This window comes from Shinella sedimenti (genome assembly GCF_022601905.1).
Lineage (GTDB): Bacteria > Pseudomonadota > Alphaproteobacteria > Rhizobiales > Rhizobiaceae > Shinella > Shinella sedimenti.
Genome location: NZ_JAKVIN010000008.1, coordinates 134222 through 156940 on the forward strand (window position 1 = coordinate 134222; position 22719 = coordinate 156940).

Annotated in this window: 21 protein-coding genes; 14 read left to right on the forward strand and 7 right to left on the reverse strand. The window is 63.5% G+C overall.

What is annotated here, in order from left to right:
• Nucleotide 1 precedes the first annotated feature (1 nt).
• Nucleotides 2-592: a YqaA family protein gene (locus MKI86_RS18725; protein ID WP_241604060.1), complete on the reverse strand. Its 591-nt coding sequence runs from the start codon at nucleotides 590-592 to the stop codon at nucleotides 2-4.
• A 225-nt stretch (nucleotides 593-817) separates the two neighbouring features.
• Between MKI86_RS18725 and MKI86_RS18730 the strand changes: the two genes are divergently transcribed.
• From MKI86_RS18730 to MKI86_RS18745, 4 genes are all read left to right on the forward strand, one after another.
• On the forward strand, nucleotides 818-1684 hold the full coding sequence (locus MKI86_RS18730) for an urea carboxylase-associated family protein (RefSeq protein ID WP_241604063.1): 867 nt from the start codon (nucleotides 818-820) through the stop codon (nucleotides 1682-1684).
• Between the two features lie 45 nt (nucleotides 1685-1729).
• On the forward strand, nucleotides 1730-2908 hold the full coding sequence (locus tag MKI86_RS18735; RefSeq protein ID WP_241604066.1) for a M24 family metallopeptidase: 1179 nt from the start codon (nucleotides 1730-1732) through the stop codon (nucleotides 2906-2908).
• Nucleotides 2895-4091 carry a M20 metallopeptidase family protein gene (locus tag MKI86_RS18740; protein WP_241604069.1) on the forward strand — a complete coding sequence of 399 codons (1197 nt, stop codon included), beginning with the start codon at nucleotides 2895-2897 and terminating at the stop codon, nucleotides 4089-4091. The genes MKI86_RS18735 and MKI86_RS18740 overlap by 14 nt, the downstream gene beginning before the upstream one ends.
• Before the next feature lie 153 nt (nucleotides 4092-4244).
• Complete coding sequence (locus MKI86_RS18745) at nucleotides 4245-4763, forward strand: hypothetical protein (protein WP_241604072.1); 519 nt, start codon at nucleotides 4245-4247, stop codon at nucleotides 4761-4763.
• A 38-nt stretch (nucleotides 4764-4801) separates the two neighbouring features.
• Here the strand turns inward: MKI86_RS18745 and MKI86_RS18750 are convergent, their stop codons facing one another.
• On the reverse strand, nucleotides 4802-6517 hold the full coding sequence (locus MKI86_RS18750) for a methyl-accepting chemotaxis protein (RefSeq protein WP_241604074.1): 1716 nt from the start codon (nucleotides 6515-6517) through the stop codon (nucleotides 4802-4804).
• 373 nt (nucleotides 6518-6890) lie between these two features.
• Here MKI86_RS18750 and MKI86_RS18755 point away from each other — a divergent pair, with 373 nt between their 5' ends.
• Both MKI86_RS18755 and MKI86_RS18760 read left to right on the forward strand, forming a co-directional pair.
• Nucleotides 6891-7646: an SDR family oxidoreductase gene (locus MKI86_RS18755; protein WP_241604077.1), complete on the forward strand. Its 756-nt coding sequence runs from the start codon at nucleotides 6891-6893 to the stop codon at nucleotides 7644-7646.
• Complete coding sequence (locus MKI86_RS18760) at nucleotides 7615-8166, forward strand: gluconokinase (protein WP_241604080.1); 552 nt, start codon at nucleotides 7615-7617, stop codon at nucleotides 8164-8166. The genes MKI86_RS18755 and MKI86_RS18760 overlap by 32 nt, the downstream gene beginning before the upstream one ends.
• 53 nt (nucleotides 8167-8219) lie before the next feature.
• Here MKI86_RS18760 and MKI86_RS18765 read toward each other — a convergent pair whose 3' ends face one another.
• The 4 genes from MKI86_RS18765 to MKI86_RS18780 form a co-directional block, all read right to left on the reverse strand.
• A complete protein-coding gene (locus MKI86_RS18765; protein ID WP_241604083.1) occupies nucleotides 8220-9281 on the reverse strand; it encodes an aldo/keto reductase in 1062 nt (353 codons plus the stop codon).
• A gap of 66 nt (nucleotides 9282-9347) precedes the next feature.
• Nucleotides 9348-10373, reverse strand: coding sequence for an L-glyceraldehyde 3-phosphate reductase (gene mgrA, locus MKI86_RS18770; protein WP_241604086.1), 1026 nt, complete (start codon nucleotides 10371-10373; stop codon nucleotides 9348-9350).
• Nucleotides 10374-10490: 117 nt separating this feature from the next.
• Nucleotides 10491-11399 (reverse strand): LysR family transcriptional regulator, encoded by a 909-nt coding sequence (locus MKI86_RS18775; RefSeq protein WP_241604534.1) that lies wholly within the window; start codon nucleotides 11397-11399, stop codon nucleotides 10491-10493.
• Nucleotides 11400-11458: 59 nt separating this feature from the next.
• Nucleotides 11459-12355: a fructose bisphosphate aldolase gene (locus MKI86_RS18780; protein ID WP_241604089.1), complete on the reverse strand. Its 897-nt coding sequence runs from the start codon at nucleotides 12353-12355 to the stop codon at nucleotides 11459-11461.
• A gap of 456 nt (nucleotides 12356-12811) precedes the next feature.
• Here MKI86_RS18780 and MKI86_RS18785 point away from each other — a divergent pair, with 456 nt between their 5' ends.
• From MKI86_RS18785 to urtE, 8 genes are all read left to right on the forward strand, one after another.
• A complete protein-coding gene (locus MKI86_RS18785) occupies nucleotides 12812-14359 on the forward strand; it encodes an amidase (protein WP_241604092.1) in 1548 nt (515 codons plus the stop codon).
• A gap of 194 nt (nucleotides 14360-14553) precedes the next feature.
• Nucleotides 14554-15705 carry a transporter substrate-binding domain-containing protein gene (locus MKI86_RS18790; RefSeq protein WP_241604096.1) on the forward strand — a complete coding sequence of 384 codons (1152 nt, stop codon included), beginning with the start codon at nucleotides 14554-14556 and terminating at the stop codon, nucleotides 15703-15705.
• A gap of 8 nt (nucleotides 15706-15713) precedes the next feature.
• Entirely contained in the window at nucleotides 15714-16322 is a 609-nt protein-coding gene (locus tag MKI86_RS18795; RefSeq protein ID WP_241604099.1) for an ANTAR domain-containing response regulator, read from the forward strand.
• 246 nt (nucleotides 16323-16568) lie between these two features.
• Nucleotides 16569-17816 carry a transporter substrate-binding protein gene (locus MKI86_RS18800; RefSeq protein ID WP_241604101.1) on the forward strand — a complete coding sequence of 416 codons (1248 nt, stop codon included), beginning with the start codon at nucleotides 16569-16571 and terminating at the stop codon, nucleotides 17814-17816.
• A 69-nt stretch (nucleotides 17817-17885) separates the two neighbouring features.
• Nucleotides 17886-18779: an urea ABC transporter permease subunit UrtB gene (gene urtB / locus MKI86_RS18805; RefSeq protein ID WP_241604105.1), complete on the forward strand. Its 894-nt coding sequence runs from the start codon at nucleotides 17886-17888 to the stop codon at nucleotides 18777-18779.
• A 4-nt stretch (nucleotides 18780-18783) separates the two neighbouring features.
• Nucleotides 18784-19923, forward strand: coding sequence for an urea ABC transporter permease subunit UrtC (gene urtC / locus MKI86_RS18810; protein ID WP_241604107.1), 1140 nt, complete (start codon nucleotides 18784-18786; stop codon nucleotides 19921-19923).
• A 1-nt stretch (nucleotide 19924) separates the two neighbouring features.
• Nucleotides 19925-20674 (forward strand): urea ABC transporter ATP-binding protein UrtD, encoded by a 750-nt coding sequence (gene urtD / locus MKI86_RS18815; RefSeq protein ID WP_241604110.1) that lies wholly within the window; start codon nucleotides 19925-19927, stop codon nucleotides 20672-20674.
• A complete protein-coding gene (gene urtE, locus MKI86_RS18820) occupies nucleotides 20674-21369 on the forward strand; it encodes an urea ABC transporter ATP-binding subunit UrtE (RefSeq protein ID WP_241604115.1) in 696 nt (231 codons plus the stop codon). Before urtD ends, urtE begins: the two co-directional genes overlap by 1 nt.
• A gap of 48 nt (nucleotides 21370-21417) precedes the next feature.
• Here the strand turns inward: urtE and MKI86_RS18825 are convergent, their stop codons facing one another.
• On the reverse strand, nucleotides 21418-22605 hold the full coding sequence (locus MKI86_RS18825) for a benzoate/H(+) symporter BenE family transporter (protein WP_241604118.1): 1188 nt from the start codon (nucleotides 22603-22605) through the stop codon (nucleotides 21418-21420).
• Nucleotides 22606-22719: the final 114 nt, after the last annotated feature.

Consider the following 22719-nt stretch of genomic DNA (forward strand, 5'->3'; position numbering starts at 1 on the left):
ATCAGCCGAACAGCATCTTGAAGGCGATGTAGAGCACCACGAGCAGGACGGCGATCGCCGCCAGAATAAGCCCGAGCCGTTTTTCGACGAAGGCCTGGATCGCCTCGCCGTAACGGCGCAGCAGGAAGGCGAGCAGATAGAAGCGCAGTCCGCGTGCGATGACCGCCGAGACGATGAAGTGCCAGAGCTTGATATGCACCACGCCGGCAAGAATCGTGACGATCTTGATCGGCGGCAGATGGGCGAGCCCGGACGTGACCAGAAGCAGGTTGAGCTGCTCTTCCGTGACCTGCGACTTCAACCGCTCGAAGGCCTCGAGCTTGCCGTAGAACTCCAGCACCGGCACGGCGATGGTCGCATAGGCATAATAGCCGAGCAGCCAGCCCGCGATGCCGCCCGCAACCGACGATACGGTTGCGACAAAGGCGTAGCGATAGGCCCGCTCGCGCCGGGCAATCGCCATCGGCACGAACAAAACGTCCGCCGGCACGAGAAATACCGAGCTTTCGACGAAGGCGATAACGGCGAGCCACACTTCGGCAGCCTTGCGGCCGGCAAGCGAGAGGGTCCAGGCATAGAGTTTTCGTAACATCGATTCTTGTGTCTGCGGCAGGTGGCTGGGAGGGTGTGACCGCTGCCTACACGCTTCGCCCGTCGAAATCCAGTGAAGCACCGGTCAACCGGGAACGGCCCTCCGGGACAAACGGTGTGGATTGTCCGCCGGATGCATGAAGAACATTGATTATCCGATCAAATTATTGGCCATTATGCTCTCGCCGGAACAGGCAAACTGCAGCGGAAAACAGGACGGAGAGCCATGAAGCCAGATCCCATCACGCAACCGCCATCCGACGCCAGTGCGCGCAAGGCGATCCAGCCGGTGATCTGCTATCCGCGTGATACGCTCCCGACGGCTGATCTTGCCGCCTACCGCGCCGTGCGCGACGATATGGAGCTTGTGGAGACGGTGGTCATACCGCCGCGAGAGGCCGCGACCTGGGAGGTGCCGGCCGGCCATTTCTGCCGCATGCTGTGCTCCCAAGGCCCGCAGGTCGGCGATCTCAACCTTTTCAACCTGCACGACATCGAGGAGCGGTTCTTCAGCGGCAAGACGCGCGCGTTGAACGGAACGCATGTCGGTCTCGGCGATCAGTTGTTCTCGAACTTTCCCTATATGCGCCCCATCGCCACCATCACCCATGACACGCTCGACTGGTACGGGTTCGATGAGTTCGGCGGATCGGTGCACGATGTCATCGGCACGCGCTGCGACCCCTATACCAACAACCTGCTGAGCAACGGCGGCCAGTATCACCATTGCTGCCATTCCAATCTGACACGCGCACTGTCGCAGAAGACCGGTCTGCCGCTGGCCGAGGCCGAGCGCCACGTCCATGACGTGCTGAACGTCTTCATGTGCACCGGCTTCACGCGCGACACCGGGCAATATTTCATGAAGGCGAGCCCGGTGCGGCCGGGCGATTACCTCGAATTCTTCGCGGAAATCGATCTTCTCGGCTGTATGTCGGCGTGTCCGGGCGGCGACTGCTCGGCGCAGCACTCCTCCGACACCGCCGCCTGCTACCCGATGGTCGTGGAGATCTACAGGCCGAAGCGCCTGCCGGAAGGCTGGCAGTCTCCGCCCCGCAACGGCTACGACCGCAGCCACGGTCTTCAGGCGTAACACACGCCCGAGACCACCGCTCCCAACGAACAGGATGTGTTCTTCATGATCCAGCTTCCCTTCGCGCTGACCGAATACAAGGCCCGTCTCCATGCCATCCGAACGGAGATGGCACGCCGTAATCTTGACCTCCTCATCGTCAACGACGTCGCCAACCAGCATTACATCACCGGTTACGATGGGTGGTCCTTCTATACGCCGCAGGTGGTACTCGTGACGCTGGCGGATGAGGAACCCGTCTGGATCGGCCGCGCGATGGATGCAGCGGGCGGCCTGCTGACGGCGTGGATGAAGCCGGAAAACGTGGTGGGCTTCCCGGAGGATCATGTCCAGCGCGCCGACCGCCATCCCATGGACTGGATCGCCGCTTGGATGACCAGCAAGGGCTGGGCTAAGGGCCATATCGGCATCGAGCTGGAGGCCTATTATTACTCGCCAAAGGCGCATGCCCGTCTCACCGCCGGCCTGCCGAATGCAACCTTCCATGACGCGGACCTGCTGGTGAACTGGGTGCGCAGCGTGAAATCGCCTGTCGAAGTCGACTATCTGCGCAAGGCATCGCGTCTGGCCGAAGCGGCCGTTACGGCGGCCTACGAGGTTATCGCGCCCGGCGTTCGCGAATGCGACGCCATCGCGAAAATTCAGGCCGCGCAGGTCGCCGGCTCACCGGACTTCGCCGGCGACATCACCGCTCTGCCCCCCACCATTCTCGGCGGCGAGAACGCGTCGGCTCCGCATGTCATGTGGAGCGACAGGCGGTTTGGCGAAAACGAGACGGTGGCACTGGAACTGGCCGGCGTCGTGCGTCGCTATACGGCGGGTCTTGCCAGGACGATGCAGCTCGGCGCCATGCCCGCCAAGGTGAGCGACACGAGCAAGGCGGTTCTGGAAGGCATGGAAGCCGTTCTCGACACGATCCGGCCCGGTGTGACTGCCGAGGCCGTGGAGGCGGCCTGGCGTCAGGTCATCCAGCGCTATGGCCTGAAGAAGGAATCACGCATCGGCTACTCCATCGGCGTCGCCTATCCCCCGGACTGGGGCGAGCACACGATCAGCCTTCGTCCCGGCGACACGACCATCCTGAAACCCGGCAACGTGCTGCACTCCATTCTCGGCATGTGGATGGACGGTTGGGGCATCGAGGTCAGCGAGACCATCCTCGTCACCGAGAACGGCTGCGAGACGCTCACCAGCTTCCCGCGGGACATCCATGTCAAGGCCTGACGAAACCGGCATGGCGATGGATGCGGCGCTGGAAGGCCGGATGATCGATATACGCCGGCATCTCCACCGCCATCCCGAACTGTCGAACGAGGAGCGCGAGACGCAGGCCTATCTGCGGCAAGCGCTGGTCGAGGCGGGCTTCGCAACGGTGCGCCCCATCGCCGGCTTCGGCCTTGCGGTGGATATCGTCGGCACCGCCGGCCCGTCCAACCGCAAGGTGGTGATCCGCGCCGATATCGATGCCCTGCCGATCACCGAGGCCTCAGGCGTGCCGTTCGCCTCGCTGCGTTCGGGCGTCATGCATGCCTGTGGCCACGATGCCCATGCGGCGATGGGTTACGCCGCCGCCGTGCTGCTCGACGCGCAGCGAGAGAGCTTCAGCGGCACCGTCCGGCTGATCTTCCAGCCCGCCGAGGAAGCCGAGCCGCTGGGCGGCCGGCGCGTCATCGAGGAAGGCCTGCTCGACGACGTGGATGCGGCCATCGGCATCCACGTCGACCCCTACACGCCGGCGGGCCGGATCGCCGTCGGCGCAGGCCCCTACACGCTCGCCTGCGATAATTTCGACGTGATCGTCACCGGAAACTCCGCGCATGCCGCCAAGCCCTCGGATGGAGTGGACGCCATCGCGGTCGCCTGTTCCATGGTGACCGAACTACAGAAGATCGTGGCGCGCGAGATCGACCCCTACGATCCGCTGGTCGTGTCCGTCACCGGCATCGAAGGCGGTGGCGCCTATAATGTCATCGCACCCGAAGTCCGACTCAAGGGCACGATCCGCAGCGGCCGCGAGGAAACACGGCAGAAGGCCTGGGAAAGGCTGCGGCAGATTTTCGAGGGTATTGCGGCCGCCCACGGCGCCCATGTTGCGGTGGATATAAGGCGCGGCGAACCAGCGGTGGTCAACGATCCTGAAATGGTCGATATCGTGCAACGCGCGGGCGCGGCGATCGTTGGACGCGACAATGTCCAGACAGCACCCGGCTGGACCGCCGCCGACGATTTTGCCTTCTACAGCGAAAAGTGCCCTTCGGTGTACTTCCGCCTTGGCATCCGCAACGCCGATATCGACGCTGTCTATCCCTTGCATCACCCGAAGTTCAGCATCGACGAGACGGCCCTGCCGAAGGGCGCAATGGTACTGGCCGAGGCCGCGCGCGCCTTTCTCGCCAAGCCCCGCTAGAGTCGCGGCATTAATCGTAGGCGTATGGCGCTCGCTCGACGCGGGCGCACCTATCGTGGAGATTTATCGAGAAAATATCGAATTGATTGCGCCGCTTACCCGTACCCACAGGGTATGCCCTTGAACGACGGCAATCAAAACGAGGTTTGAACGATGCATCTTGTGGGTCTTCTGGTGATGGTGCTGGGTGGTGCGGCGGTCTGGTACTGGCGCTTCAAGATGGTGCGGGAGGCCGGCAGCGAAGTGGTCGATTCCATCGAAAGAATGCGCGGCGCCTACAAGCGCAAGCAGTTCCGCCAGAAGGCGGAAGCGGCCCCGCTCGCCTCGATTGCCGATCCGGCCATCGCCGCCGTAGCCTTCTTCCTCGCCCTTGCGGCCGAAAAGCCGCACGCCAGGGATCAGGCATCCGCCGTCATCCGCACGCGCATGAGCCGCATCATCAAGCCGCAGGACATGGACGAGGTGCTGATCTTTGCCGACTGGGCGACCCGCAACGTCGTCAACCCGCAGGATCCGATTCGCCGCTTTCGCGATCTCTGGCTGAGCAGGCTCGATATTGCAGAACGGCAGGAACTGGTCGCCATCGCCGACGCGGTGGCTTCGGTCGAGGGCGATCCCACGGCCGAACAGGCTGAAACATTGCAGGCCTTGCGGCGCACCCTGCTGAACTAACGCCCGGCAGGACGCGCCGATAGCACCATGACCTGCGCTCAGGCTGCCGCAGGTCGGGCGAACATGCGGCCGGTTGCATGACGCGGCGAGGCGGTCGTGCCGCCGAGCTCGAAAGTGGCCAGAAGCGCATTGAGCGCCTGGGACTGCGAGGCGAGGTTGGCGCTCGCCGCGGATGTCTGCTCGACCATCGCGGCATTCTGCTGCGTGCCCTGATCGACCGTGCCGACGGCGGAATTGATCTCCGCAAGGCCGGTCGATTGCTCGCGCGACGCTTCGACGATGGCGACCACGTTGCTGCTGACCTCCTGCACATCACGGATGATCTGCTCCAGTGCCGCACCCGTCTCGCCGACGAGCTTAACGCCCGAGCGTACCTCGTCGCTGGACTTCAGGATCAGTTCCTTGATCTGCTTTGCGGCCTCGGCGGAGCGCTGTGCAAGCACGCGCACCTCCTGCGCCACGACGGCGAAGCCCTTGCCGGCATCTCCCGCACGCGCCGCTTCCACACCCGCATTGAGCGCCAGCAGGTTGGTCTGGAATGCGATTTCATCCATCATGTCGGTAATCGAGCTGATCTCGCGCGAGGAGCGCTCGATTTCGCCCATGGTGGCGACGGCGCGCTTGACGACCGTCTCGGAGAGCTCGGCACTGGCCTTCGTCCGCGCGACGATCTGGCCGGCCTCCTCGGCCCGCGCCACCGAGCTTTTCACCGTCGCGGTAATCTCGTCGAGGGCCGCAGCCGTTTCCTCCACGGACGCCGCCTGCTGTTCCGTGCGCATGGAGAGGTTGGCGGCCGCCGCGCTGAGCTCGCCGGCCGATGCGTCGATGCTGAAGGCATTTTCACCCACCTTCCGCAGCGCGGTCCTGAGGGTCGCAACCGAAGCGTTGAAATCGAGCCGCAGCTGATCGAGAGCGGGGATGAACGCTTCGTCGATCTCGCAGGTCAGATTGCCACCCGCAACCTGCGCAAGGCCCGTGCCAAGGGTGGTGACGGCCTTGACCCGCGCCGTAATATCCGTGGCGAACTTGACGACTTTGATCACCCGGCCATCCGGATCGAAGATCGGATTGTAGGATGCCTGGATCCAGACCTCCTTGCCCCCCTTGCCGATGCGCTTGAACTCCGCTGCCACGAACTCGCCGCGCCGCAGGCGCTGCCAGAACTCCGTGTAGTCGGCGCTCTGCGCATAGGCCGGCTCGACGAAAATGCTGTGTGGCCGGCCCGCGATTTCCGCGAGGTCATAGCCAAGCACCCCCAGGAAGTTGTCGTTTGCTGTCAGAACGCGTCCGTCAACGCTGAATTCGATGATTGCCTGCACCCTCGACAGGGCCGTGAGCTTGCCAATGGCCTCGGCAGCGCGCATTTTTTCGGCCGTGATATCGGTCGCGAATTTCACGATCTTCAGCACCTTGCCGCTGCTGCTGACGACCGGATTATAGGACGCCTGAATCCAGACTTCCCTGCCGCCCTTGCCGATACGCTTGTATTCCGCCGCATCGAATTCGCCGCGAGCGAGCTTGCGCCAGAAGGCGGCATAGTCGTCGCTGACCGCATAGGTGGGATCGACGAACATGCGGTGGTGCTGTCCGACAAGCTCGCTCGCGCTGTAACCCAAGACGCGCAGGAAGTTCTCATTGGCGGATAGAACGTTTCCGGCAGCATCGAACTCGATGACGGCGAAAGCCTTTCCGATCGTCGAAAGAACGGCCTCCGCCGTCGCCCCGCCCGTGAGTTTCGTCCAGACGCGATTCATGCCTGTTTCCCATCCCGTTCAGGAAGCACAGCCGGCAGCATCGCAGCGTGCATCGATATCAAGGGCCTGGGCATCATGCCGTGGCGGTTGATCGGTAAACTTCCGCCTCTTTAGGGAAAGAGCGCCTGAGCACCTTCGCGGCAACCCGGCACGTCACGCACCAGCCGGCCACCGCAGAAAGCTTTCACCTTTCTAAACGGATCCGGTAAATATTTAGATTATGTAATATAGGTTGTTCTTGCGCTGTGCGATCCCGCAATTCGCGTGCCGGAGCGGCTGTCCGGTACCGCGAGAGGTTACCTATACGCTCGGGGTGGCTTGATCGACGTGGAGCCGTTGGCTACGCATAGGCATTGGCTTGAAGGACTTGCCCATGAGCATCCAACTCTTCGACCTCACGGGCAAACGCGCGCTCGTGACGGGTTCCTCTCAGGGCATCGGCCTAGCACTGGCGCGGGGCCTTGCGGCCGCAGGCGCCGAAGTCGTGCTCAACGGCCGTGATGAGGCCAGGCTCGCTGCGGCGGCCAGTGAGATCGGCACAAGTCGCACGCTTGCCTTCGATGCATCGGATCACGCGACGGTGCGCGACGCAATCGATGGTTTCGAAGCGAAAGTCGGCCCGATCGATATCCTCGTCAACAATGCCGGCATGCAGCATCGCGGGCCGCTGGAGGACTTTCCCGCCGACGCCTTCGAACGGCTGCTGAAGACCAACATTTCCAGCGTGTTCAATGTCGGGCAGGCCGTCGCCCGCCACATGATCGCGCGCGGCGCGGGCAAGATCATCAATATCGCCAGCGTCCAGACCGCGCTCGCGCGTCCCGGCATTGCGCCTTACACCGCCACGAAGGGGGCGGTCGGCAATCTCACCAAGGGCATGGCGACCGATTGGGCCCGATACGGTCTGCAATGCAACGCCATCGCGCCCGGCTATTTCGAGACGCCGCTGAATGCGGCCCTCGTCGCCGACGCGGCCTTCTCCACCTGGCTGGAAAAGCGTACACCGGCCGGGCGCTGGGGCAAGGTCGAAGAACTTGTCGGCGCCTGCATCTTCCTTGCCTCGAACGCATCCTCTTTTGTGAATGGACACACGCTCTATGTCGACGGCGGCATCACGGCCTCACTCTGAAACGCCCTGGCGCCTCGTCCTCATGGGCGTCGCCGGCTCTGGCAAATCCGCCGTCGGCGCCGCACTGGCCGCGCGTCTCGGCGCCGTCTATCTCGACGGCGACGACCTGCATCCGCCGGCAAATATAGAGAAGATGAGTCGCGGCGAACCGCTGACGGACGAGGATCGCTGGCCATGGCTGACCCTCGTCGGAGAAAGGCTGGCCAACCCGCAGGGCACCCTGATCATCGGCTGCTCAGCGCTGAAACGCCGCTACCGCGACCATATCCGCGCGCAGGCCGGCGCGCCCGTGATCTTCGTGCACCTCGCCGGCAGCCGGAAACTGATCGCCGAGCGCATGGGCGCCCGCTCCGGCCACTTCATGCCCACCAGCCTCATCGACAGCCAGTTTTCAGCGCTCGAGCCGCCTGAGGCCGACGAGAGCGCTGTCACCGTCGACATCGACGCACCGCTGGACGACGTAGTCGGCGCCATCGCCGCCAGACTGGAAGATGCCGGGCCGACCGCTTCGAACGGTTGATGATCCGTGCGACGTCATTGTGATATGCCGCCGCACGGGATCGTCCTTCGTGGTCAAGCGCCGTTCAGATAGGGAGCGATGAGGCTGAGATCGGCTTCGCTCAGGCGGTCGTTGGCCGTGTTTCTCTGGTGCCAGTAGGGATATTGCAGCCAGGGCTGGCTGACCTGATCGAGCCGACTGCGCTCCTCGTCGCTCAGCTTCAGCTCGGCAGCGGCGAGGTTATCCCTGAACTGCGCCTCGGTGCGCCCGCCGATGATGACGGATGTCACGCCCTTGCGGCCAAGCAGCCAGGCGAGCGCCACCTGCGCGGCCGACACACCACGCTCACCGGCAATGGCGACCAGCGTCTCGACGATGGACCAGAGGCGGTTTTCATCGCGGATCGGAGGTTCGGTCCAGCCGGCGAACTGGCGCGTGCCCTCCGGCGCACCCTGATCGCGGCGATGCTTGCCGGAGAGAAGTCCACCGGCGAGCGGGCTCCAGACGAGGATGCCGAGGCCCTGGTCGATGCTGACGGGAACGAGCTCGTTTTCGGCGTCGCGGCTCTCCAGCGTGTAGTGGATCTGCTGGCTCACGAACCGCTGATAGCGGTCGCGCTCGGACACGCCGAGCGCCTTCATAATGTGCCAGCCGGAGAAATTCGAGCAGCCGATATAGCGCACCTTGCCCTGGCGCACGAGCGTATCGAGCGCTTCCATGGTCTCTTCCAGCGGCGTCAGGCCATCCCATTCATGCACCTGGTAGAGATCGATCACGTCGGTCTTCATGCGCTTCAGGCTCGCCTCGCAGGCGGCGATGAGGTGCTGGCGCGACAGGCCGCGGTCATTCGGCCCGTCGCCCATCGGAAAGCGGGCCTTGGTGGCGATCAGGACACCGCTCCTGCGCGGGCCGCCGATGATCTCGCCGAGGATTTCCTCGCACACGCCCTGCGAATAGGCATCTGCGGTATCGATAAGATTGACACCGGCATCGACGCAGAGGTCGACGAGACGGCGCGCATCGGCGACGCCGAGATCGCCCACCGTTTTCGCCCAGCCCACGCCTCCGAAGGTCATGGTGCCCATGGTGATTGCCGAAACCTTGAGGCCGGAGCGGCCAAGCTGCCGATATTCCATTCGCCTTCTCCCTTAAGATTGCAGAGCCTCCGCCGCGCTCGGCGCAGGCTTTGTTTCAGACCAGCATCATTTTGCGCTGATCATGTCACGCCAGAGATCGATGCCGCCTTCCGTGGCGTGGGTATCGATCTCCTTCAGTTCCTCGTCGCTGAAGGCGAGGTTGTTCAGCGCGTCGAGCGAATCGTCGAGCTGGGCGACATTTCGTGCTCCAATCAGGGTCGACGTCACGCGCGCATCCCGCAGCACCCAGGCGATCGCCATCTGTGCCAGCGACTGGCCACGGCGCCTGGCGATCTCGTTCAGCGCCCGCACACGGGCAAGGTTGCCCTCGCTCAGCAGCGCCTCGTCAAAGGAGCCGGCGCGAGCGGCACGCGCATCCTGCGGGACACCGTTGAGATATTTGGACGTGAGCAGTCCCTGCGCGAGTGGCGAGAAGGCGATGCAGCCGACGCCGAGGTCGCCGAGCGTATCGAGCAGGCCGTTCTCGATCCAGCGGTTGAGCATGGAATAGGACGGCTGGTGGATCAGCAGCGGCACGCCTTCGGCGCGCAGGATGCGCTCGGCCGCGCGGGTGCGCTCCGGCCCGTAGGAAGACAGGCCGACATAGAGCGCCTTGCCCTGACGCACCATCTGGATCAGCGCGCCCATCGTTTCCTCGAGCGGCACGTCTTCCGTCGGGCGGTGGGAATAGAAGATGTCGACATAGTCGAGCCCCATGCGCTGGAGGCTTTGATCGAGAGACGCCAGCAGGTGCTTACGCGAGCCGCCGCGGCCATAGGGGCCATCCCACATTTCCCAGCCCGCCTTGGACGAGATGACGAGTTCGTCGCGGTGATGACGGAAATCCTTCTTCAGGATGACGCCGAAATTTTCCTCAGCCGAGCCGGGCGGCGGGCCGTAATTGTTGGCAAGATCGAAATGCGTGACGCCACGGTCGAAGGCGCGCCGCACGACGCTGCGGCCGGTCTCGAACAGGTCGATGCCGCCGAAATTGTGCCAGAGGCCGAGCGAAATCGGCGGCAGGCGGAGACCGGCGTTTCCGCTGCGGCGATATTCGGTGCCGTCGTAACGGTTGGGATTGGCGAGATACATGCTGTCTCCTTTGTATTTCAGCCGGGCAGGACCGGGCTCCGGCAGTCCGGCATCAGGGGTACGCCGCCGCGATCATTGCATCAATGACCTATCGCTCAATGGATCATTGAATTCAGCTCAACGATGACGCGGCTGCACTTCGCGGATGGTCTGTATCAGCGCCTGCAAACCGTAGGGCACCTGCCGGCGGCTGGAATAGTAGAAAGCGAGCGGAGGTCCGAGCGACGACCAGTCCGGCACCGCCCGCTCCAGCCGGCCGGTCCGCAGATGCGGCTCGGCCACCTTTTCCAGGCAATAGACGATACCGATGCCCGACAGCGCCGCCGACACGGAGACATCCGTCGATCCCGATATCAGCGCACCAGGCACATCGATCTGCCGCTTGTCCTCGCCACGCTCGAACTCCCAGTGATAGATCTGTCCGCGCCCGGTTCGAATGCGGATACAGTTGTGCGACAGAAGGTCCTCGGGCTTGGTGGGCCGTCCCGAGCGGGCAAGATAGGCCGGCGAGGCCACCGCGACCCAGTTCAGCGGCTCCGTGACCGGCACGGCGATCATGTCCTCGGGAATGGTGCCGGCGTAACGCAAGCCCGCATCGAAACCCTCCGCCGTGACGTCGACGAAGGAATCCTCGGAAGCGATCTCCAGCTCGATATTGGGATAGCGCTCGCGAAACAGCGGGAGCACCGGCGTCAGCAGCAGGTCGACGGCATCGCGCAAGACGTTGATGCGCATGCTACCGGCAATGCCGCTGAAGCGGCCCTGCAGCTCCTCCAGCCCGCTGGTGATAAGATCGAGACCGGCCGCGACCTTCTCGGCCAGCGCCGATCCAGCGGCTGTCGGGGAAACGCTCCGGTTCGTCCGGTTCAGGAGCCGTACGCCGAGCCGCCCCTCCAGCGCCTTCATGCGGTGGCTGAGGGCGGACACGGATATTTCAAGCTGGTCAGCGGCCTTGCGGAAGCTTCGGCTGCGGACGATCTGAAGGAACACCGCCAGATCGGATAGCTCGTTGCGATTGGAAACCATGCTCACCGTCACCCCCTCGCCCCGTCATAAATAGCGCAACGGGGCGCGTCAAAGCGCGGTCAGGCCTTGTTGACGCTCGCCGCGTAGATTTCCTCGATCGTCTTGCCGAGGCTCGCATTGAACGTCGGGTCGTCCATCGTCACGCGCAGGTCTTCCGTCAGCGCGCGGGAGAAGCTGGCGATCACGCCGTGGTTGCGGCTGAGCTTTTCGCAGGCATCCGCGCGGCTGTAGCCACCCGAAAGTGCCACGACCCGCGCAACGGCCTTGTGCTCGACCAACGGCCTGTAGAAATCCGCCTGGGTGGGAAGGGTGAGCTTGAGGAAAACCCGTGTTCCCGCCGGCAGCGCGTCCAGCTCGCGGGCGAGTTCGTCGCGCAGGCGCGCTTCCGCCTCCTGCTTGCTGGGACTGCCGATGGAGACTTCCGGCTCGATGATCGGGATGAGGCCGTGATCGAGAATCTGCCGGCCGATTTCGAACTGCTGGCGCACGACAGCGCCGACACCCGCCCTGTCGTCCCTTGCTATGACAGAGCGCATCTTGGTACCGAAGACGCCCTTTGCGCTCGCGCGCTTCAGCAGTGCGTCGAGGTCGGGCATCGGCTTCAGTATCTGTGCGCCGTTCTCTTCCGCCGCAAGACCCTTGTCGACTTTCAGGAATGGCACGACGCCGCGGTCTTCCCACAGATAGGTCGGCACCGGCTTGCCGCCCGCCTCGCCATCCATCGTCTTTTCGAACAGGATCGCGCCGATCACCCGGTCACCGGAAAAGGCCGGTGCGGTCATGATGCGCACACGCATCTCATGCATCAGGCGGAACATCGCCTCGTCGCCGTCATAGTCGGTCTCGGCAATGCCGTAGAGCTTCAGCGCCCCCGGCGTCGAGCCGCCGCTCTGGTCGAGCGCGGCGATAAATCCCGGCTTGCCTTCCATCTGGGACATCATCTTCGGATCGGTCATCTCGCCTCCTCCTGTTTCACCCGCTTTACTCCGGCCGGGTCTGTATCGGATTGTGAACATAGACCAGAACGGGCGTAATCCAACCGGGGACAGACCGCTTTTTCAATGTCGTCGCGCACCGGGTGAAGCGCATCGGCCAAACGCGGTGGGGTTGCGGGGTGTCCGGCAAGAATCCACCTTGACGGACATTCGCAGTCGTCGCACACTCTCTTCGACCGTCCCCTTGCCCGTTCCGGCGATGCCGCAAGGCCACGGTCACGGCAAGGCGCATCTGCCCCACCCACGGGGACGCAAGCCGATCCTCCTCCTGACAAGGACGTCAGACAATCATTCCGCAACCGTCGATGCTGTGCGTCCTGCCAAAGGCGCGCGTCGCGCCTGTTGCGGTCCATCTTGCGCAGCCGGAGCACCGCTCCGGATGCCCCATGCGCTTGTCTCGCGCGGAAAGGACCCATCATGACCGCCTCTGCCAGAATCGTCCCCGATCTGCTTGCCGATCTCGGCACCCTCACCATAGCGCAGGTGCAGGCGGCCTTCGCGGCCGGCACGCTGACTTCCGAAGATCTCGCGCGCGCCTCACTGGCCCAGGTCGAGAGGCTGAACGGCAAGTACAATGCCGTGATCTTCCCTTGCGACGACGCCCTGGAACAGGCGCGTGAGATCGACCGCCGCCGCGCGGCTGGCGAAGCGCTCGGGCCACTGGCCGGCATCCCCGTCGTCATCAAGGATACTGTCGATATGGTTGGATATCCGACCACGGCGGGCTGGCGCCTCCTCTATTCGGGCACCGGCGGTGTCGATCTCTTCCCCGAGCGGGACGCCCCGGTGGCGGCGCGCATGAAGGCCGCCGGCGCCGTGATCCTCGGCAAGACGAATGTGCCGATCCTCAGCTGGACCGGCACGCACGCCAATGACAGCTGGGCGGGACCGACGATCAACGTCGCCATCGAGGAGCGCGCACCGGGCGGATCGAGCGCGGGGACTGCAAGCGCCGTGGCTGCGCATATGTGCCTTGTCGGCCTTGCGGAGGAAACTGGCGGCTCGATCCAGAACCCTGCCTCCGCGCAGGGCCTCGTCGGCATCAAGCCGACCATTGGCATGGTGCCGAATACGGGCGTCGTTCCGCTTTCCAGCAACCGCGACGTTGTCGGGCCGATTGCCCGCACGGTCGCCGACGCCGCTCTTTGCCTCGACGCCATTGCCGGCTTCACCTGCGAAGATCCCAAGACGCTCGCGTCGATCGGGCACATTCCGCCGGGCGGTTTTGCCGCCAATCTCTCGCGGGACGCCCTCAAGGGCAAGCGGATCGGGCTTTATGGACCCGGCTGGCGCAAGGACGCGCTCTCCGATGAGACGGCCGCGCTTTACGAGCGTGCGAAGGGCGAGTTGATCGCCTCCGGTGCCATCCTGATCGAGGATCCCTTCGCCGGCACAGATTTCAACACCTATCGGCAGATCACGCCCGGCACGCCGTTCTTCGACGGGCGCGGGCTGGAATCCCTGCCCTATGACATCACCTGCTACCTGCGCCGTCTTGGCCCCAAGGCCGCGCTGAAAAGCTGGGAAGAGTTCACCGCCGCGACGAGCGCAGAAAACCCGCTCGCCATCGGCGCGATCCTCGGCTACCTCAACGAACTGCCGGACTTCCTGGAAGCGGTGAAGGCACCGGCCGTTCCGCCGGCCATGCCGGAATTCGCCGCCCTCAAGGAAACCTATCTCAGGCTTCTCGATGAGGTCTTCACCCGCCACCAGCTCGACGCGCTCGCCTATCCGCAGATGCTTTGCGAATTGCCCGGCCTGCATTCGGGCGACGCGATCAAGGAAACCACGGTGGGCGAGCTCAACATTGCCGGCATTCCCGGCATCACGGTGCCCGCCGGCTACTATGCGTCGGGCGCTCCGTTCGAACTTATCTTCCTCGCCCGGCAATGGGATGACGCGAAGATCATCGACCTCGCCTACGCCTATGAGCAGGCCACGCTGCATCGCAAGCCTGCGGTCTGACCGCTCTCCTGAAGCCGGGCCGGCATACCTTGCCGGCCCGGCCACTATCGAAAACTGTTATGCACGGCGGGGCAATGTCGCCCTTGCCAGATCGCCGACGGCCTGACATGATCCGGCCATTGGTATTTCCAGATCCTTGAGCGGGGTGGCTCTCGACCGGCAACGGGCGGGAGCTTTTTGTTTTGGCGGTAGGCATGCGGAATGATGATTGGCGCGTTGGCGTCCTGTTTTCGGAAACCGGGGTGACGGGGGCGGTCGAGCGCACGCAGCGCGCCGCAACATTCCTCGCGATAGACGAGATCAATCGCGCTGGTGGTGTGCGGGGGCGGCCTATCGTGCCGATCGCCTACGATCCGGGCTCCATCCCCGCAAACTATCGCGACATGGCCTTAAAACTCGTCGACGAGGACCGGGTCGACGTCGTCTTCGGATGCCACATGTCCAACACGCGCAAGGCAGCGTTGCCGGTCATCGAGGCGCGGGGGGCGCTGCTGTTCTATCCCACCCTTTACGAGGGCTTCGAATATTCGCGCAACTGCATCTATACGGGCGCGGCCCCCAACCAGAATTCCGTGCAGCTCGTCCAGTTCCTCACGCAGAACTACGGCAACCGGGTGTTCCTCGTCGGCTCGAACTATGTCTATCCCTATGAATCGAACCGCACCATCGCCGATCTCTTCGTGCGCGCCGGCGGCCAGGTGGTGGATGAGATGTACGTGCCGCTTGCCCTGGACGATGCCAGCATCGCAACGATCATCGAGCGCATCCGCCGCACCAAGCCCGACGTCATCTATTCCACGGTCGTTGGAGACGGCATCGTTCCCTTCTTCAAAGCCTTCAAGGAAGCGGGCTTCGATTCGAAGCGCATGCCCATCGCCAGCCAGTCCACCAGCGAGGCCGACTTCAGGCAGCTGACGCCCAGCGTTGCCGAGGGCCATGTAACGGCAGCACCGTTCTTCTCTACGCTCGACCGCCCCCAGGCGAAGGAATTCGTCGCAAGTTACCACAGGGCATTTGGTGACGACGTCCTTCCGACCGCACCGGCGGAGGCGGCCTATTTCCAGGTTCACCTCTTTGCCCAGGCCCTCGAACAGGCCGGCAGCACCGCGCTCGGCGATCTGCTGCCGGCGCTTGCGGGCGTCGAGTACGATGCGCCGCAGGGGCTCGTGAAGATCGACGGCGCCACCAACCACACCCATCTGTGGCCGCGGGTGGCGAAGGTCAACGCGAAGGGTGAGTACGATATCGTCTACGATCCGTCCGTCCGTGTCGCACCCGATCCGTTCATGCTCGAATACAGACCGGAGTCGGCGATGTCGGCGACCCGCAACGCCATCGGTCTTTAGGAGGCAGGATGTCATTTGCGCTTCTGCGAGATCTCCGGGACCTCAAGGTGCTCGTGCTCCATCCCAACAATGCCGAGGGCCAGTCGCTGACCGAACACCTGCGCCGCATCGGCTGCTCTCCCACCCAGATCTGGCCCGTTCCGCCGGAGTTGCCCGTCGGCACCGATGTGGTCTTTCTGGCGATCGAGGACGATGCCCGCCCAGAGATCGAGCGGTTCATCAAGAACCAGCCCAAACCCGGCCCGACCATGCTGGCCATCGTCGGCTACGAGAACCCCTCGACACTTCAGATCGTGCTGGAAAGCGGGGCTCTTGCCGTGGTCGAAAGGCCGATAAAACCCTTCGGTCTGCTGACCAATCTCGCCATTGCCAGAAGTCTCTGGCTGGAGCAGCAGCGCCTCATCAAGGAGACGAGGAAATACCGCAGGAAGGTCATGGGCGACCAGCAGCTCGCACGCGCCAAGGCCATTCTCATGGCGCACAATGGCACGACAGAAAACGAGGCATATCAAGATCTTAGGCGGCAGGCGATGGAGCGCCGCATTTCGATCGAGGAGGTGGCAAAGTCCATCGTTCTGTCCGAGGAGCACTTGCGCGCCTCACCGAAACGTGCTTAGTTCGCACTGTCCTGAAAGACATATATATCCATGGGTCCCCGTGCAACGTCATGGCCATTCATGGAAGCGGCACAGAGGAAAGTGCCAACGGCAAGGTAGCCCGCAGGTTCGAATGAGCCTCGCGGGTTTTTTATTGTCACCTGACAAGGTCGTCAGTCCCATCACAGCGAAAATCAGCGACGGAATGCCGTGCCGCGGCATTCGGCGGAGTCGCGCCATGCAACGTTCATCAACAAGGGGAACACAATGTTGAACAGACGCAATTTCCTGAAGACAACAGCCGCCGCATCGGTCGTCATGACGACGCCGGCGATCATCGGTCGCGCCTTTGCCTCCGACCCGATCCGCGTCGGCGCCCTCTATTCCCAGACCGGCGGCTTGTCGGTCGTTGAAAAGCTTCTTGCCAATGCGGTGCAGATGGCCGCAAGCGAGATCAACGCCGCAGGCGGCGTGCTCGGCCGGCCAATCGAGGTCGTCGTGGAAGACGGCGCCTCCGACCCGAAGACCTTCAGCGAGAAGGCCTCCTCCCTCATCGTCAAGAACAAGATCGATACCGTATTCGGCTGCCACACGTCGGCGAGCCGCAAGGCCGTCTTGCCGATCTTCGAGCGCCGCAACGCGACGCTCTTCTACCAGACCCATTACGAGGGCTTCGAGTGCTCGCGAAACGTGGTCTATTCCGGCGCGATACCGAACCAGCAGCTCGGTAAATACATTCCCTGGATCGTCGAGACGCTCGGCAAGAAGAAATTCTTCATCGTCGGCTCGAACTACGTCTATCCGCGCGAAATGGCAAAGGTTTCCAAAAAGCTCATCGAGGCCAGCGGCGCCGAATGGGTGGCGGACGAGTATCTGGAACTCGGCCACTCCGAATGGGCTGTCATGGTCAACAAGATCAAGGAATCAGGCGCCGACGTGGTTCTTTCGAATGTGGTCGGCGACAGCATCATCGCCTTTTACCGCGAGTTCAAGAACCAGGGTCTTTCCCACGAGACCATTCCGATCTGCGCGACCGTGACCTCGGAAATCGAGATCGCGGCAATGGGCGCGGAATATGCAGCGGGCAGCTACATGTCGGTGCCCTACTTCATGTCAATCGACACCCCGGCGAACCACACCTTCATCGACAACTTCCGCAAGTTCACCAACGACCCGAAGGCCGTCACCTATCACTCGCTCGAGGCGGCCTATTTCCAGGTTTTCCTCTGGAAGCAGGCGGTGGAGAAGGCCGGCAATCTGGATCCGCAAGGTATGCGCGACGCCATTCGCGGCCAGAGCTACGACGCGCCCGGCGGCAAGGTGACCATCGACGCCGACAACCTGCATTGCTGGATGACGCCGCGCATCGGCCAGTGGCAGGCCGACGGCCAGAGCAAGGTCGTCCGCGAGGAGCCGGCACCGCTCAAGCCGCTGCCCTATTCCGCTTACGGCGAGACGGAGGACAACCTGTTCTGCACCGCCAAGGGCCTCGATCAGGCAAAGCTCAAGGGCTAAGTCGGCGAATTGCGCCCGCCGGGTCCTCGTGCCCCGGCGGGCGTTCGCTCGACCGGAAGGAACAGCTCAATGTTTGATGTGATTTTCATTGGCCTCAGCCTCAGCTCGATCCTGCTGCTGGTGGCTCTGGGGCTTGCCATTACCTACGGTGCCATGGGCGTCATCAACATGGCGCATGGCGAAATGGTGATGATCGGGGCCTATGTGGCGGTGCTGTCCAGCATCTGGCTCGGCGCCAATTTCCTGCTCGCCATTCCCATCGCCTTCGTGGTGACCGCCCTCTTCGGGCTCGTCATCGAGCGCCTCGTGGTGCGCCGCCTCTACGGCCGCCTTCTCGATACGCTCCTTGCCACCTGGGGGATTTCCATCCTCATCCAGCAGGCCGTGCGGCTCGAATTCGGCCTCACCTTCTTCGGTATCCATATCGACGGTCTTGGCCCGGGCCTCCAGAACGTGACCGTGCCAGCCTACCTGCAGGGCACGGTCTCCGTTGCCGGGCTGGAATTCAACGGCTACCGCGCCTTCATCATCGGCGTGACACTCGCCCTGACCGCGCTGACCTGGTTCATCCTTTATCGCACGTCTGCCGGCGTGCAGGTTCGCGCCATCATCCGCAATCCGAAGATGGCCGCCGCCTGCGGCATCGACGTCAAGCGCGTCAATGCGCTGACCTTCGCCTTCGGTTCGGGGCTGGCGGGCGTCGCCGGTGTCATGATGTCGGGCTTCAAGACCGTGTTTCCCGATATGGGCGCGACCATGGTGGTCGATGGCTTCATGGTCGTCGTCACGGGCGGCGTCGGCAGCATTTTCGGCACGATCCTGTCCTCCGGGCTTCTTGGAGAGATCAATGCACTCGTGGCGATCGGCACCAACGACATCATCGCGCGCGCCGTGGTCTTCGCGGTTGTGATCGGCGTGATCCTGTTCAAGCCCAACGGGCTCTTCTCTTACAAAGGACGCTGACCCCATGGCTCTCGAACGCAAGATACAGCTCGCGGCCTATGGATTGTTCATCGCCGCGCTCTTCCTCGCTCCGGCTTTCGGCGATGAATTCTGGCTGAACCGCATCGCGAAATACCTGGTCTACGGCATGCTCGGCGTCGCCATCGCGCTGACCTGGGGCTATGCCGGCATCCTCAACCTGGGACAAGGCCTGTTCTTCGGCATGGGCGCCTACATGCTTGCCATGTCATTGAAGCTCGCCAGCCCCACAAGCCTTTCGCAGGGCTCGGACACGCCGGTACCGGATTTCATGCTGTGGAATGCCGAACCCGGCGCACCCACGGATTTGTGCTGCATCAACAAGGGATCGTTCCTGTGGCTGCCCTTCCAGCACCAATGGTTCGGCCTTGCCATGGGCATCGTTGTGCCAGTCCTCATCGCAGGTGTGCTCGGCGCTGTCATCTTCCGCAAACGCATCTCCGGCGTCTTTGTGTCGATCATCACGCTCGCGCTCGTGCTTCTCGTACGGCTCGTCCTGGTCGATGCGCAACCCATTACCAATGGCTTCAACGGCCTTACGGACCTTGGCTGGCTGACGATCGGCGGCATCGAGTTCGATCCCTACAGCCGGGCCACCTACTATCTTTGTGCAGCGTCGCTCTCGCTGACCCTGATCGTCGCACGGCTGTTGGCCGACACACGGGCAAGCCTCATCCTGCAGGCGATCCGCGACGACCAGCTGCGCGCGCGTTATCTTGGCTTCAACGTGCCCGTCTACCAGACGTTCTTCTTCGTCGTGTCGGCGGCGATCGCCGGCTTTGCCGGCATGCTCTATGTGGTCGTGACCGAGTTCGCTTCACCGACCTTCATGGACCTCTCGTTTTCCGTGACGATGGTGGTGTGGGCGGCCGTCGGCGGGCGTTCGTCGCTGCTCGGCGCCTGCATCGGCGCCATCCTGATCAACATGATCGAGGCACAGGTCAGCGAGACCGAAGCGCTGGTCGAGGCATGGAAGGCCATTATCGGGCTCATCTTCGTGCTCGTCGTGCTCTTCATGCCGCGCGGACTGGGCGGGCTCGCCCATGCGCTCGTCGCCCGCTTCCAGCGGGACGAACAACCCTCGGCCCCCGCGGCCGTGGGCGCTGCACGATCGGAGACCGCGTAACATGAACCAGGCACTTACACTCAACGGCCTGAGCGTCGCCTTCGGCGGCTTCAAGGCGATCAAGGATGTCAGCCTGAGCGTCGCGACCGGCGAACTCAGGGTGCTGCTCGGCGCCAATGGCGCGGGCAAGACCACGCTCATGGATCTCGTCAGCGGCAAGATCCGCAGCACGGAAGGCAGCGTGCGCGTCTTCGGCCAGGAGATCACGAACTGGCCGGAGCATCGCATTGCCCGCGCCGGCATCGGCCGAAAGTTCCAGATCCCGAGCGTGTTTCGCGACCTGACCGTCGAGCAGAACATCCAGGTGGCCTGCTGCAACAAGCACCCCTCGGTTTTTGCCAATCTCCGATTTGGCGTTTCGGCCGACCGGCGACGGCGCATCGCGGAGATACTGGAGCTGACAGGCCTGGTTGAGGTCGCGCGCAAGACAGCGGCGTTCCTCAGCCACGGGCAGACCCAGTGGCTTGAACTCGGCATGCTGATGGCGCAAGACCCGAAGGTCATCCTGCTCGACGAGCCGACAGCCGGCATGACCCATGCCGAAACGTCAAAGACAGCCGATATCATAAACCGCCTCAAGGGTCGCCACACGCTTCTCGTCGTTGAGCACGACATGGGCTTCGTGCGGGAAATCGCCCAGCACATCACAGTGCTGCATCTCGGCGAGGTGCTGGCGGAAGGCAGCGTGGCGGAGATCGAGAACGATGCGCGCGTACGCGCGGCCTATCTCGGTTCGAAGGGAATATCCTGATGCTCTCGATCAAGAACCTGAACAGCTATTACGGCCGCAGCCATGTGCTGCAAGGCATCTCGCTCGAGGTGCCCGCCGGCAAGATCACCAGCATTCTCGGGCGCAACGGCACCGGCAAGACGACATTCCTCAAGACGCTGATGGCGCTGACCGATCGCAGCACGGGCGCGGTCGTGCTCGATGGTCAGGACATCTCGTCTGCGCAGACCCATCAACGCGCGCGGGCGGGCATCGCCTATGTGCCGCAGGGCCGCGAGATCATTCCCGATTTCACCGTGCGGGAAAACATCCTGATGGGCTCGTTTGCACGCGCAGACCGCAAGCATGTCGTGCCCGAGCTGGTCGGGGAACTCTTCCCCTATCTGGTCGAGAATTTCGACCGGCAGGGCGGCCTCCTGTCGGGCGGGCAACAGCAGCAGCTCGCAATCGCAAGGGCACTCGCCACCGGCCCCAAGCTCCTGCTGCTCGACGAGCCGAACGAGGGCATCCAGCCCTCCATCGTCGAGGAGATCGAGCGCGCCATCGTGCGTCTCAACCGGGAACTTGGCATGACCGTGATCCTTGTGGAGCAGAACATCGCGTTCGCCCGCGAGGCGTCGGATCATTTCGCCATGATGGAAAAGGGCCGTATCGTCGCGCAAGGCCCGATCCCGGCGCTGACGGATGATCTCGTGCATCGCCACATGACGGTGTAGCGGAGGCGCGCCGGCCAATATCGGCGCACCCCCGCGGCCGACATGCCATCAGGCGCGGCCGAACCTGAAGTTCAAAACCCCGTAGGCGAGAAGGCCGATCACCAGCCCCCAGAAGGCGCCGCCGATGCCAAACAGCTTGATATTGGCGGCGGAGGCCAGGAAGGTGATGAGCGACGCCTCGCGGGTGGCGGGATCGGCCATCGCGCCGGCGAGGCTGCCGCCGATCGTGCCGAGCAGCGCGAGGCCGGCAAGCGTGGTGATGAAGGTTGCGGGGAAAGCGGTGAACACGGCTGCAAGCGTGACACCGAACACGCCGACGAGAATGTAGAAGCAGCCTGCCGCAATCCCCGCGATCCAACGCTTGCGGCGGTCCTCATGGGCTTCCGGGCCGGTGGCGATGGCCGCGGTGATGGCTGCAATGTTGAAGGCATGCGAGCCGAACGGCGCCATCAGCAGCGAGCCGAGGCCCGTGACGGTGACGATCGGATTGGCGCTGGTGCGGAAACCGTCGTTGCGCAGCACCAGCATGCCCGGCATGTATTGCCCGGTCAGCGTGATCAGGAACAGCGGAAGCGCGACAGACAGCAGGGCGTTTAGCGAAAACTCCGGCACCGTCAGCAACGGCGTGGCCAGTTGCAGGCTTAGCCCCGACAGGTCGACCCGGCCCTGCGCAAGCAGGAAGATGAGACCGAGCAGAAGGATGCCGACCACGGCATAGCGGGCGGAAAGCCGCTTGAGAACGAGATAGACGACAACGAGCAGACCCACCAGCGCGGGATCGACGCTCGCGCCGCCGAAGGCACCGATGCCGAATTGCAGAAGGATACCGGCAAGCAGGCCCGATGCGATACCGGGCGGGATCAGCCGGATGACCTTCTCGAAGGATCCCGAAAGCCCGAGCGCCACGAAGGCCGCGGCCGAGATCATGTAGGCGCCCACAGCCTCCGCATAGGGGGTAGTGGCTAGCGCCGTGACGAGAAAAGCTGCCGCCGGTGTGGACCAGGCCGTGATGATCGGCTCTCGGTAGCGCCAGCTCAAAAGCAGCCCGGTCACCCCGACGCCGATGGAAACGGACCATACCCACGACGCCGTGCGTTCAGGGCTGAGGCCGGCCACTCGGGCGGCCTGGAAGACGAGAATGAATGTACCGCCGTAGTTGACGATGACGGAGATCAATCCGGCGACGATGGGGTGCATCAGATCGTTGAGGCGTATGGCGGATGTGGCGGGCAACATGACGTGAAAGGGCTCCTGAAACCATGGCGCGTGGCCGTCGAGGGGCCCGACATGTAGCCGGAGAATGGCAGGTTTGATCCTGCCATTTTTGCAATGTTATTCAGACCAATTTGA